The organism is Binatus sp. (SeqCode) (assembly GCF_036522015.1).
Taxonomy (GTDB): domain Bacteria; phylum Desulfobacterota; class Binatia; order Binatales; family Binataceae; genus Binatus.
Window position 1 is genome coordinate 1 of sequence record NZ_DATDGQ010000005.1, and the last position, 12962, is coordinate 12962.

12 protein-coding genes are annotated in these 12962 nt (G+C 61.0%); 8 read left to right on the top strand and 4 right to left on the bottom strand.

Annotated features, from left to right (window positions below):
* The 3 genes from VIW95_RS00245 to VIW95_RS00255 form a co-directional block, all read left to right on the top strand.
* On the top strand, positions 1–872 hold an 872-nt coding region (locus VIW95_RS00245; RefSeq protein ID WP_331582789.1), incomplete at its 5' end, for a response regulator.
* A 2-nt stretch (positions 873–874) separates the two neighbouring features.
* Complete coding sequence (locus VIW95_RS00250) at positions 875–1171, top strand: Hpt domain-containing protein (RefSeq protein WP_331582791.1); 297 nt, start codon at positions 875–877, stop codon at positions 1169–1171.
* A 91-nt stretch (positions 1172–1262) separates the two neighbouring features.
* On the top strand, positions 1263–2015 hold the full coding sequence (locus VIW95_RS00255; RefSeq protein ID WP_331582794.1) for a hypothetical protein: 753 nt from the start codon (positions 1263–1265) through the stop codon (positions 2013–2015).
* Between the two features lie 100 nt (positions 2016–2115).
* Here the strand turns inward: VIW95_RS00255 and VIW95_RS00260 are convergent, their stop codons facing one another.
* Genes VIW95_RS00260 through VIW95_RS00270 form a run of 3 tightly spaced genes read right to left on the bottom strand, consistent with a single transcriptional unit; the run spans position 2116 to position 5571 of the window.
* Positions 2116–3702, bottom strand: a complete 1587-nt coding sequence (locus tag VIW95_RS00260; protein ID WP_331582797.1) for a 2Fe-2S iron-sulfur cluster-binding protein — start codon at positions 3700–3702, stop codon at positions 2116–2118.
* Positions 3703–3720: 18 nt separating this feature from the next.
* Positions 3721–5010 (bottom strand): NADH-quinone oxidoreductase subunit NuoF, encoded by a 1290-nt coding sequence (gene nuoF, locus VIW95_RS00265; protein WP_331582799.1) that lies wholly within the window; start codon positions 5008–5010, stop codon positions 3721–3723.
* Positions 5011–5037: 27 nt separating this feature from the next.
* A complete protein-coding gene (locus VIW95_RS00270) occupies positions 5038–5571 on the bottom strand; it encodes an NADH-quinone oxidoreductase subunit B (RefSeq protein ID WP_331582801.1) in 534 nt (177 codons plus the stop codon).
* Here VIW95_RS00270 and VIW95_RS00275 point away from each other — a divergent pair.
* The gene (locus VIW95_RS00275; protein WP_331582802.1) at positions 5565–7589 is read left to right on the top strand and encodes a serine hydrolase domain-containing protein; all 2025 of its coding nucleotides are present in this window, start codon (positions 5565–5567) and stop codon (positions 7587–7589) included. The genes VIW95_RS00270 and VIW95_RS00275 overlap by 7 nt on opposite strands.
* A 3-nt stretch (positions 7590–7592) precedes the next feature.
* Here the strand turns inward: VIW95_RS00275 and VIW95_RS00280 are convergent, their stop codons facing one another.
* A complete protein-coding gene (locus tag VIW95_RS00280; protein WP_331582846.1) occupies positions 7593–8585 on the bottom strand; it encodes a zinc-dependent alcohol dehydrogenase family protein in 993 nt (330 codons plus the stop codon).
* Between the two features lie 122 nt (positions 8586–8707).
* Here VIW95_RS00280 and VIW95_RS00285 point away from each other — a divergent pair, with 122 nt between their 5' ends.
* From VIW95_RS00285 to VIW95_RS00300, 4 genes are all read left to right on the top strand, one after another.
* On the top strand, positions 8708–9859 hold the full coding sequence (locus VIW95_RS00285; RefSeq protein ID WP_331582804.1) for an ABC transporter permease: 1152 nt from the start codon (positions 8708–8710) through the stop codon (positions 9857–9859).
* Entirely contained in the window at positions 9860–11134 is a 1275-nt protein-coding gene (locus VIW95_RS00290; protein ID WP_331582806.1) for a serine hydrolase, read from the top strand.
* Positions 11135–11240: 106 nt separating this feature from the next.
* Positions 11241–11990 carry an ABC transporter ATP-binding protein gene (locus VIW95_RS00295; protein WP_349259266.1) on the top strand — a complete coding sequence of 250 codons (750 nt, stop codon included), beginning with the start codon at positions 11241–11243 and terminating at the stop codon, positions 11988–11990.
* Complete coding sequence (locus tag VIW95_RS00300; RefSeq protein WP_331582811.1) at positions 11983–12960, top strand: MlaD family protein; 978 nt, start codon at positions 11983–11985, stop codon at positions 12958–12960. Before VIW95_RS00295 ends, VIW95_RS00300 begins: the two co-directional genes overlap by 8 nt.
* The last annotated feature ends 2 nt before the right edge of the window (positions 12961–12962 follow it).

Below are 12962 nucleotides of genomic sequence, written 5' to 3' on the forward strand. Positions count from 1 at the left end.
ACAACGACGATAGTCGCTCGATTGTCGCCGAACTGCTGACAGCGCAAGGCGCGCAGGTGACCCAAGCGTCGTCGGCGGCCAAGGCAATCGTGGAACTCACGCGAGACACTGCGCAGAACTCGCGCTTCCGGCTCGTGCTGCTCGACGGCACGATGCCCCAGCAGGGCGGACTAGAAGTCGCCGAATTCCTGATGAACGGCGGCCCAGGGCGGCCGCAGATCGTGATGATGCTCGGGACCAACGATTTGACCAACAAGCTGGCGCGCCTGCACGCAATCGGGGTGGACAACTATATCGTCAAACCGGTGCGACGCCTCGAGTTGTTCGCGGCGGTCGCGCGAGCGCGCGCCGGAGTGCAGCTCGAAGCCCACAGCGACAAGTCGCCGCCGCCGGCAATCGGGCCGGCATCGGCTACATCGGCAATGCTCGATCGGCCGCTGCAAATTCTCATGGTCGATGATTCGCACGACAACCGCGCATTGATTCGCGCGTATCTGAAGAAAACCCCCTACCATCTCGAAGAGGCCGAAGACGGCCAGCAGGCAATCGACAAATTCACCGCCGGGAAGTTCGACCTGGTGCTGATGGATATCCAGATGCCGATCGTTGACGGCTACGAAGCAACCAGCACCATTCGAGTCTGGGAGGTGGCTAATAGCCGCCGCCGCACACCCATCGTGGCGCTGACCGCTTCGGCGCTGGAAGAAGCGGTGATTCGCACCAGGGCGGCCGGGTGCGACGCGCACGTTACCAAGCCGGTAAAAAAATCGACGCTGCTCGACGCGATTCGCGACGCAGTCGAAGGGAACCAGTCCGACGACGAACGCGCGGACGTCGCCAATCTCAAGGAGGAAACATGCAGGACCGAGTAATAGTGGAAGTGGACGAAGATCTGACCGACCTGATCCCGGGATTTCTTAGGCACAAACGCGCTGACATCGACACGATTTTCGAGGCAGTGACGCGCCACGACTACGCTGAGATCAGCCGCATTGCGCATCGGGTCAAGGGCGAAGGGGGCAGCTACGGATTCGACGCGATGACCGAAATAGGCCGGTCGCTCGAAAGTGCCGCCGCGATTCGCGACGATGGCGCGGTGACGACGCTGGCGCGCCAGCTGCTCAGCTATCTGGATCACGTCGAGATAGTGTTCCAGCCCTCCAAAGAGTAGCTCAAACTGACGTCAGCGCGGTGCGGACTCGATCAGGCGTTGCGCGCACACTTGCGCGCGATGCGATCGCGATGCTACCGATCGAGGCCGCTTGCTCACATCCGTCAATCCATCGCCCGCTTTCGTCCGCGCGCTCCTTGCCGCCGCTATCGCGCTCTCGTGCTTCGCGATCCAGGCATCCGCCGCGGATGTGGAGATACCGCCCGCAGTGTCAGCCTACGCATCGGCGCTCGACCACTTGAGGACATCGGGCGGCAAGAGTCCTATCGAGCCGATCTTCGAGGCCGGCATGCAGACGAGCCCGCAGCTACAAGCAATCCTGCCCGACCTCAGCGAATCGCAGTATCAGCAAGTTCAGCACCAGATGCAGGGGTTCATCGTGGTTCGGGAAGCGATGATAGTCGTGCGCCCGAGCGTCGACTACTTCAAAAGCCTCGCGCGCAAGCAGGGTACCAAAGCCGACCGCACTTTTTTCGACATTTACTCGCGCACAGAACCCGACGGCAACGGCCCGTTCCCCGCCTATATCCAGCAGCAGACCGGCGAATCGGGATGCACGCTCTTCGACGGAAAGCTGATGGTCGATCTTTATCGCGGCTGGCTGACCTTCCGCACGACGTATCCCGACGACTACGCATCCGAAGCACAAGGCGAAATCGACAGCCTCGAATCAGAACTCCTCTCAGGAATTTGCGCCTGCGAAAACGCCGACAAGACGTCCGCGGGTCTGCAAGCATTCGTCAAGGCGTTTCCCGACCTGCCAATCACGCCAAAGATCAAAACCCGAATCGCCCGGATTCACACCGGCAAATCAGGCTTCCGCTTCAACTGTCACGCAGGCTGAGAAATTCTTCAATTCGCCTCTCTCTATCAGGGAGCGGCCGACGCGAGACCTTGAGTGTCGGGTGAGGGTCCGAATTCGTGGTTCTTCGCCGACTGTCTGTTCAGCTCGCGGCCAGATCTACGCCGTGCTCGCCGAGATTCGCGAGGCTTAGGCCCTTGAAGGCGGGCTCCGCCGCTGCCATCGCGGCGAAGACGGTGTCGGCTGTGTGCGGACGATCGACGCCGTCCAGTGCGTGGCCCAGTCGCGCGATCGCCTCGACGCCGGCAATTGCGTTTCCAGGCGGTGGGAACGCCGCGTTGATTCGTTGCACGCGGCCCTGGAAGTTCGTGACGCTGCCATCGATTTCCGGATACGCCGCGATCGGCCAGACCTGGTTCGCCATCTGGCAAGTCTCGTTGGCGTCTGTCGATAGCACCAGCATGTAGTCGAGCGCGCCGAAGCGCCTGACGAATTCCTCTTCGCCGAGCGCACGAACCAGGTCGGCGCGGAATGCGATCAGCATCTTGAGCTCGCCCGACGCGACCGCCGACGCGAGCGTGTCGAGTCCGTCGGCCTTGAGCCCGAGCGCCGCGAGTCCGCGCGTGTTGGGATTTTTGTTGGCGCGAATCAGCAATTCGTCGTCGCCACTGACACCCGGCGGCGACCAGTTGAGCATCGCGATTCGATCCGAGCCGATCGTTCTCTTCATCAATTCTTTGAGTATGAATGTTTCTTCGTTTGTAGCGGTCGCATCGACGACCGCCGCGATCGAATTGCCGCCGTAGGTGCGTTTGTAGTCCGCGATGATCGATGCCGCGCGCCTGACTCCTTCGCCCCACGGCTCGACGACGAGCTGATCCTTCGCCTGCACCAGCGGCGACGTGAGGCGCGTTTCGTTCTGCAGCGCCGGAAAGCTGTGCCGGCCTTCGTCGCACATCCAGTAGTCATTGACGCCGGGATTGTAGCGCGGCTTGAAGCGGTAGATGCGTCCGCGATGGTGATGGATGTCGATCGCGCAACCGCGCTCGCATCCGCCGCACACCGACGCCGTGCGATGCAGGTACCAGACGCGCATGCGGAAGCGAAATTCTTTTTCGGTGAGCGCGCCGACCGGACAGATGTCGACGACGTTGCCGGCGTACTTGTTGTTAACCGGCTGTCCCGGATTGATGTCGATGCGGTTGTGATCGCCGCGCTCGAAAATCGCCAGCTCTGAGGTCTTCGTCACTTCGTCGAAAAACCGCGTGCATCGCGCGCACAGGATGCATCGCTCCTGATCGAGCATCACGCCCGAGCCGATGTCGATCGCCTTGCCCTTGTGATTTTTCTCGGGCAGCGGAAAACGCGACGGCTGCTGATCGTAATCCATGTAGTAATCTTGCAGCTTGCACTCGCCGGCCTGATCGCAAACCGGGCAGTCGATCGGATGATTGATCAACAGAAATTCGAGCACCGCCTTCTGCGCGGCCTTCGCCTTGTCGCTGGTGGTGTGAACGACCATACCGTCGGCGACGCGCGTATTGCAGGCGATTTGGAGCTTGGGCGCCTTCTCGACTTCGACCAGGCACATGCGACAGTTACCTGGGATCGACAATCCGGGATGAAAACAATAGTGAGGAATCTCGATGTCGAGAAGTTCGGCCGCCTGAATGACATTCAGGTTGGCGCCAGCTTCGACTTCCTTGCCGTCGATCGTAAGCTTGGGCATCGCTTTCAGTGAGTCCTGTCAGGCGGCTTGCTGGGCCGAACTAGTCTTGAACGGGCAGCGCCCGAGCTTGATGTGCGCTTCGAATTCATCGCGAAACTTGGCGACATAGCTCTTGACCGGCATCGCGATGCTGTCGGCGAGCACGCAGATCGTGTTGCCGACCATGTTGTCGGAGATGTTGTTGAGCAGCTCGAGCTGCTCGATCCTGCCCTGCCCTGCTTCCATCTCGGTCATGATTTTTTCGATCCAGCCGCATCCTTCGCGGCACGGCGTGCACTGCCCGCACGATTCGTCATGATAAAAGTGCGCGGTCGTCAGCAGCATATCGATCATGCAGGTGTTTTCGTCCATGACGATCACCACCCCGGAGCCCATCGCCGAGCCAATCGTGCGCATCGAGTCGAAATCGAAAATCGCGCGCTCGGACTCCTCCTTGTTGAGGACCGGGAATGACGCGCCGCCCGGTATCACGCCCTTGAGCGTCTTGCCGCCGAGAATGCCGCCGCCGATGTCGTAGATAATTTCCTTCATCGGCGTGCCCATTGGTAACTCGTACAGGCCGGGCTTATTCACGTGGCCTGAGAGGCATACCAGCTTGGTGCCGGGACTCTTCTCGGGACCAATGGCCTTATACCAGGCGGCGCCGCGATTGATGATGTGCGGCACGTTCGACAAGGTCTCAATGTTGTTGACCACTGTTGGACAGCCGAAGGCGCCGACGATCGCGGGAAACGGCGGCCGGTTGCGCGGGTAGCCACGCTTGCCTTCGAGCGATTCCAGCAGTGCGCTTTCCTCGCCGCAGATGTACGCGCCCGCGCCTTTATGCGTCCAGATGTCCACCCCGTAGCCGGAGCCCATGACATCCTTGCCGACGTAGCCCGCGGCGCGCGCGTCGGCGAGGGCCGCATCCATGCTGCGCTGCTGCACGCTGAATTCGCCGCGCATGTAGATGTACGCAGTATGCGAACCGACCGCGCGGCACGCGATCAGGATTCCCTCAATAATGCCGTGCGGATCGTTTTCGAACTGATAGCGATTGGCGAAGGTGCCCGGCTCGCTCTCATCGCCGTTGACGCAGACGTAGACCGGCTTCTTGGAGTCCTTCGGGATGAAGCTCCACTTGACGCCGGTCGGAAACGCCGCACCGCCGCGCCCGCGAAGGTTCGAGTTCTTGATCTCGTTGATGATGTCGTCGGTCGTCATCTCGAAGAATGCCTTGCGCGCGGCCTTGTAGCCGTTATTCGCAAGGTACACGTCGAGTTTGCGAAGGTCAGGGATATCCAGCCAGCGAGTCAGAATGCGTTCCATGTGAATCCGGTTCGCTCGTTGCGTGGTTCAGGCGGGATGCTTTTCGCTGAGCGCCATCAGTTTCTGCTTCTGACCCTGGATTTTCCGCTGCAACGCCATCAGCGCGTCGAGCACGCCCTCTGGCCGCGGTGGGCATCCGGGAACATACACGTCAACCGGGACGATCCTGTCGATTCCCGGCAAGGTCGCGTAGTTGTCGTAGAAGCCTCCGGTCGAAGCACACGCACCAAACGCCATCACCCACTTCGGCTCGGCCATCTGCTCGTAAACCCGGCGCAGGATCGGCCCCTGGCGAACCGTCACGGTGCCAATGACCATCAGCAAGTCGGCCTGGCGCGGCGTGAAGCGCGGCAAGAGCGCGCCGAACCGATCGATGTCGTAAGGCGTCATCGAGAGCGACATATATTCCATCGCGCAGCATGCGGTGGCGAACGGATATGGAAAGATCGAAAATTTTCGCGCCCAGCCCAGCGCCTTGTCCAGCCGGGTCAGGACCGCAGTATCGCCGAGCAGAATCTCGTCGCCCTTGGACGACTCGAGTCCGCTTTTGACTAATGCCATTGATGCCTCTGGCGCTTGATATATACGTTAAATCGCAACAGTTGAAGGCTAGCAAGCATCGCGTCGGCACGTCAACGAATACTAATGAAGCGGTCGCTCTGATGAAGCCAAACTTGCACAACCAAGTCGCGGCGATCGCTGGAGTCGTCGCGATGCTCGCGATTGCGGCTTGTTCCGCCGAATCGAAAAGCACAGCGCAGACGCCGGTCCCAGCCAACATTGACGAACTCAGGTCGGCGGTATCGGCGATCCTGAAAAAATACAAAGTGCCCGGCGTCGGAATCGCGCTGGTCAACAAGGATCAAGTCGTGTGGACCGGCGGCGTCGGCAAGGCGGACCTCGCGGCAAATCGCGACGTCACCGCCGACACGATGTTCCGCGTCGGATCGATCACCAAGGGCTTCGTCGCGTTGTCTGCTCTGCAACTGGCTGAGCGCGGCAAGCTTAGCCTCGACGAAAAAGTCGCAGACGTTGCGCCGGAGATTCCGGTTGTGAATCCGTGGGAAGCGACGAATCCCGTCACGCTCGCCAATCTGCTCGAGCATACCGCGGGCTTCGACGATTTCTCGCTGGCCGAGTTTTACGATTTCGACTCGCCGCCCGACAATCCGCGGCCGCTGCTATGGACGCTCACGCATTTCGCCGGCCCCGAGCATGTGCGATGGCGGCCGGGGTCGCGGATGTCGTACTCGAATCCCGGCTACGGGCTGGCTGGATACATCGTCGAGAAGACGGCGGGCGTTCCGCTCGAAGACTACATCGGGGCAAACATTCTGCGCCCGCTCGGTATGGCGCATTCCGATATGCGGCTGACACCCGCAGTGACGAACACGCTGGCGCAGGGCTATGACGCCGAAAAGCCGGTGCCCTACTTCCCGATTTATTTGCGGCCGGCGGGAGAAATGAAATCCTCAGCGCACGAGATGGCGCGATTCGTCCGCATGATGCTGAATCGCGGCGCGCTCGACGGCGCGAGGATCGTCAGCCCGGAATCGATCACCAGAATGGAGACGCCCGAGACGTCGCTCGCGGCGCGCGACGGACTGAAGGCCGGCTACGGACTGGGCAACTACGAGGACCAGGGAGAGGCGCTGATTCAACGCGGGCATGACGGTGGAATCGACGGCTTCCTGTCGCGCTACGTCTATGTGCCGGAGGCGGGCGTCGGTTACTTTTTTTCGATCAACGATGCGTCGCAAAACGGTGGCCACGCGTTCCGGGAGATCGAGCAAATCCTCTACGCGTACATGACGCGCGGCGCGAAGGCGCATCAGGAGCCCGCCGCGAAGCTGCCGCCGGGAGCGTCGGAGTGGACGGGTTACTATCAGTTCGCGTCATCGCGGCAGGAGAAGCTGCGCTTCGCGGACCTGCTGCTCGGCGGGCAATTCGTCAGTGTAAAGAACGGCGCGATCCAAGTGCGGCCAGTGCTGGGCCCGCCACGATCGTTGATTCCAGTCGGCAACAACCAATTCCGCACCGAACACAGCGAAGAAGCGACCACGATCTTCACCACCGATGGCAAAGATAATGTCGTGATGGTCACGTCGCTGCCACCCGACCTCCCGATCCCGGCCTACTTCGTCAAAACGGATCCGACCTGGCCGATGATACGATTGGTGCTCGTGCTCGGCGCGATCCTCGCGATGCTGTCGTCGATCGTGTTCGCCTTGATCTGGATCCCGCGCAGGATTTTCGGCGCTAACGTTGAGCATCTCGCGATCCGAATCCTTCCGCTGCTCGCGACGGTTTCACTGATTGCCGCATTCGCGATGGCGCTGACCTCGGAGCCAGTTTACCTCGCGCGCATCGGGGTGGCATCGCTTGCGTATTTCGTCGGCACGATCGCATTCGCGATGTTTTCGCTAATCGGACTCGCGCTCGTGCTGATGTCGTCGCAATCGCCAATTCATCGCGGCGTCCGGATACATTCCTTCCTCGTCGCAATGGCGTGCGTGGGACTCACGAGCTATCTGGCGTACTGGGGTCAGGTAGGCGTCAGGCTCTGGCAGCCTTGGTAGCTTTCACGAAATTCGCAGCACGCCGGCGCCTTTGATCTCGTCGTGCTTGAGCATCTTGAGCGCGACGTTGGCTTCGGCGAGGCCGAAAGCCATCGTGCTGATTCGAATCGGTATCTCGGCGGCGAGTTTCAGGAACTCTTCGCCGTCGGCGCGCGTGTTGGCGGTCACGCTGCGCAATTCTTTTTCGTAGAAGAGATGTTTTTCGTAGTCCAGCGCCGGAATTGGACTTAGATAAATTCCCGCGACCGCGAGAATTCCGCCGCGGTCGAGTGCTTCCAGAGCCGGCAGCACGAGATTTCCCGCGGGCGCGAACAAAATTGCGGCGTCGAGTGGCGCAGGCGGCGCGTCTTCTGCATTGCCAATCCATTCGGCGCCGAGATCTTTTGCCAGGTCGCGATGCGGTCCGCCGCGGCTCATGACGAACACGCGGCATCCCCAATAACGCAGTACCTGGATCGCGAGATGTGCCGAGCCGCCAAAACCGTAGAGCCCGACCGTCGCGCCGGGCTTTACTTCGGCGCGCTTGATTGCGCGAAATCCTATGATTCCGGCGCACAACAGCGGCGCCGCTTCTTCATCGCCCAGCGAATCGGAGAGCGCGTACGCGAAGTCCTCGCGCGCGACGGCGAACTCGCAGTAACCGCCGTCGTGATCGTAACCGGTGAAACGCGCATTGGGGCAGAGATTTTCGCGGCGGCGACGGCAATAGACGCAGACGCCACAAGTCTCGCGCAGCCATGCGATACCCACTCGATCGCCCTGCTTGAATCGCGCCGCGCCGACTCCGCGCTTGTCCACGACGCCAACGACTTCATGACCGGGAATAATTCGCGGATGGCGCGGCGGCAGGTCACCTTCAGCCACGTGAAGATCGGTGCGGCATACGCCGCAGGTGCTGACGCGCACCCGAATTTCGCCTGGTCCCGGCTCCGGCACGTCCGCGTCGATCGCGTGGAGCGGATCCGATTCGATCGGCGCCGGCTTCTCGACCACCATCGCTTTCACGCAAAATATTGTATTCGATGCGCCCGCTGTTGGCTTGCGAAAAGGCCTGTTAACCCATCGAAAGGCGACGAATTGTGCTACCTTTTATCGGCGTGCTCTATTGAGCCGCACCGATGGAGGCGCACAAACAATCCCAACAATCGGGCGAACTTTCGTTTGCGCGCGCCGATAAATCCACGCTCGTCGTCCGCCTCGTCGGCGATTGGCATCTTCGTCACGGCTTGCCCTCGGCCGCCCTCGTCGAGAAACAACTCGACGCCGCGCCGAAGCCGACCCGGCTGACTTTCGACGCCGCCGATCTTCGCGACTGGGACAGCGGCCTGCTCACCTTCCTCATCGGCATCAGCGAGCTTTGCCATAAGCGCAAGTTGCCCGCCGACTGGAGCCCGCTGCCCGAAGGCGTCCGCAGCCTGATCCAGCTCGCCGAGGCGGTGCCGGAAAAAACCGGCGCCCGCGCCGAAGTGTCGCATAGTACGTTCATCGAAGAGCTTGGCCACGAAGCGATTTCGTACGCACAGGGGCTGGATGATTTTCTGCGCTTCTTCGGCGAAGTGACGATAGCGTTCGCAAAGCTGCCCTTCGGCAAGGCGCGTTTTCGTCGAGTCGATCTGATGATCATAATCCAGGATTGCGGGGCAAACGCGTTCGGCATCGTCACCCTGGTCACCTTCCTGGTCGGTGTGATTCTCGCATTCGAAGGCGCGGTGCAGCTGCAACAGTTCGGCGCAACAATCTTCGTCGCCGATCTGGTTGGAATTGCAATGAGCCGCGACATGGGCGCGATGATGGCGGCGATCATCATGGCGGGCCGCACCGGAGCAGCGTTTGCCGCGCAGCTCGGCTCGATGAAAGTGACGCAGGAAATCGACGCGCTGACCACGATGGGAATCTCGCCGCTCGAATTCCTGGTGTTGCCGCGCGTGCTCGCCCTGTTCCTGATGATCCCGCTCCTGTGCGTGTACTCCGATTGCCTGGGCGTGGCCGGAGGAGCGCTCGTCAGCGCCACGATGCTGCATATCCCGCTTGGCACCTATCTTCGCGAAACGCGGGCAGCGGTCACGCTCACCGACATCTTCGGCGGCGTCTTCAAAGCCGCCGTTTACGGCATAATCATCGCGGTCGCCGGATGCCTGCGCGGATTCCAGTGCGGCGACAGCTCGTCGGCGGTCGGCGACGCAGCGACCGAGGCGGTAGTCACGGGAGTCGTTTACGTAATCGTCGCCTGCGGCATCTTCGCCTTCATCTTCAACGTCATCGGGATCTAGGTGCTTATCCCAATAATTCACAAAACGTGGATCGCAGCGCCGCTCGTAGCGGTGTTGGTCAGCCTCGCGGCTGCGCTCATGCTCGACTCTCCGGCGAGCGCCGCGCCGTGGACTCGACCGGGCTACCTCTATCGCTATTTCGTGTGGGGTGCGCAACGCGTCGTCTCGCCCCGTTCCGACGATTACCTGCGTTACGGGTTTCATACGATCGACAAGTCGCCGGCCGCCTTTCATTTCGCGCCGGGCGGCAGCGGCCGGGTCCCGGCCACGGTGGAATACGCAGACGGCGAGGTCGTCAAGCGGGTCTCGCTCGATGACCTTCTTCGAAGGACGCGCACTCATGCCTTCATTGTCGTCCGTGACAACCAGTTGCTCGCCGAGGACTATTTCAACGGCTTCGCGCGCGATTCTGTCTGCACCGCATGGTCGCTGTCGAAGTCCGTCACCTCGGCGCTGGTCGGTATCGCGATCGGCGAGGGCTATATCAAGAGTCTCGACGATCCGATCGTAAACTACCTGCCGGAGCTGAAGGACCAGGGCTTCGGCGCGATTACGGTCAGGAATCTTCTGACGATGGGCTCGGGCATCCAATACCGCATCAGCTTTTTCCCATGGGACGAATTCGTGCTGGCAGGCTACTACCCCGATATCCGGCAACTGCTGCTATCGGATCTGAAGATCATGGACCCGCCGGGCCAATCGTTTCACTACAACAACTTCAACGCGGAGCTGATCGGCATGATCCTCGAACGGACTACCGGTCGCGCGCCCAGCCAATATCTCCAGGAGAAAATCTGGAAACCCGTCGGCATGGAATATCCAGCCACTTGGAGCATCGACAGCGACGCGGATGGTTTCGAGCTCACGCCGATTTTGCTCAACGCGCGCGCGATTGACCTGGCCAAGTTCGGGCGCCTGTACCTCGATGGCGGCAACTGGGATGGCAAGCAGATTGTTCCGGAGCGTTGGATCCTCGAATCGACTGCCCCGGATCCGGCGGACCGTCGGCCATGGGAGACTTTCTCTCGATGGCAGGACAAGGGCGGGTACTACAAGTATTTCTGGTGGGGTGTTTCGCAAGGTCACGGCGACCACAGCTATATGGGCATCGGCACATACGGCCAGTTCATCTTCGTCTCGCCAAAGACGAAAGTCGTGATCGTACGGACGGCGGACGACGACGGAATCGACCCGCGGAATTGGCGCGAAGTCTTTCAGTACATCGCCGAGCAAATTAACCGGAGCTACAGTCGCGAGACGAGCGCGACGCGCTGAAATGGCCACCACGCATCCATCGATAAGAGCATCGGACGGAAAACCGTCATCGGCGGTCTCGTTTCCTAAGGACGGTCCGCCGCCAATTATCGTGAAGAATCTGACGATGGCGTACGGAACCTTCGTGTTGATGAAAGATATAAACTTCACCGTCAATCACGGTGACATCTTCATAATCATGGGCGGTAGCGGCAGCGGCAAAAGCACCCTGCTCCGCCACATGCTCGGACTGATCGAGCCGGCCAAGGGCGAAGTCTGGTACGGCGATTTCAATTTCACCAAGGGCGAGCCGGAGCAGCGCGAGGCGATGCTGCGGCACTTCGGCGTGCTCTATCAAAGCGGCGCGCTGTGGAGTTCGATGACGCTGGCGGAAAACGTCGGACTGCCGCTCGGCGAATTTACCGATCTGTCGCAGTCGGAAATTCGCGACGTCGCCGCGCTCAAGCTGGCTCTGGTCGGCCTCAAGGGCTTCGAGGGCTACTATCCGAGCCAGATCAGTGGCGGGATGCAAAAGCGCGCGGGACTCGCACGCGCGATCGCGCTCGATCCCGAAATACTTTTCTTCGACGAGCCGTCGGCCGGCCTCGATCCGATAAGTTCCCGCCTGCTTGACGACTTGATCCTCGAGCTGCGCGACAACCTGGGCGCGACCGTGGTTGTCGTCACCCACGAGCTGGCCAGCATTTTTGCAATCGGCAACAACAGTATTTTTCTCGACGCGGAGAGCAGGACGATGATCGCGCACGGCGACCCCAAGGACCTGCTGGCGCATTCCACCGATCAGCGTGTGCAAGCTTTCCTGACCCGCGGCGCAGAAGATCACAAAACGGAAAAAGCAGAGGGGCAACATGGGTAAGCGAATCAATCCCGCAACGGTTGGCGCGTTCGTTCTCGGCGCAATCGGCCTCATCCTGGCCGCGGTCGTGGTCTTCGGCTCGGGCAGCCTGTTCCGCAAGACCCACGAATTTGTCATCTACTTCGGCGGCGACATCAACGGCCTGCGAGTCGGCGCGCCGGTCAAGTTCAAGGGCGTCGAGATTGGCGCCGTCAAGCGCATCAAGCTGCGCCTCGAGCAGGACGTTAACCGCGATAACGGCAAGCTCCGCGCCGACGTGCGCATCCCGGTGATCATCGAGCTCGACGAAGACAAGATCGTCTCCCACGGCGGCACCGCGATCGACCTCGACGACCCGCATACGGTTCCCAACCTGATCCGCGAGGGGATGCGCGCGCAGCTCGGCTCGGACAGCTTCGTCACCGGCCTGATGTACGTGGCGCTGGACATCCAGCCGAACACGCCGATTCAAATGGTCGCGCCGCCCGGTTCCCCGCTCCAGGAGATTCCCGCGGTTCCGAACACGCTCGAACAGGCGCAGGCGGTCGCAGTGCGAATTTTCGAACGGCTCGACAAGGTAGACTTCAACGCGGTGTTCACCCAGATGACCGGGATGCTCGATTCGATAAGGCAAATCACCACATCGCCTTCGCTCAGGGAAGCGATCAACAATTCCGAACAAACGCGCGAGCAACTTGATCACACTCTGGCCGGCGCGCAGCAGACTCTCCACACAGTGAACGGCCAGGTGCGGCCGCTGTCGGAATCCTTGCAGAAAACTTCGATTTCGGCCGACGCCGCAGTGAAGCAGGCGCGGCTGACGCTCGGCACGGTGCAGACCACGATCGAGCCGAACTCTCCCATCAACTACCAGGCGATACAGACGCTTCAGGACGTCTCCGCCGCCGCGCATTCGATTAAAGAGTTGGCCGACTATCTGCAGCGCAACCCGAGCGCGATCGTTCGCGGCCGCGACTTCAGCCAGGACTAAGC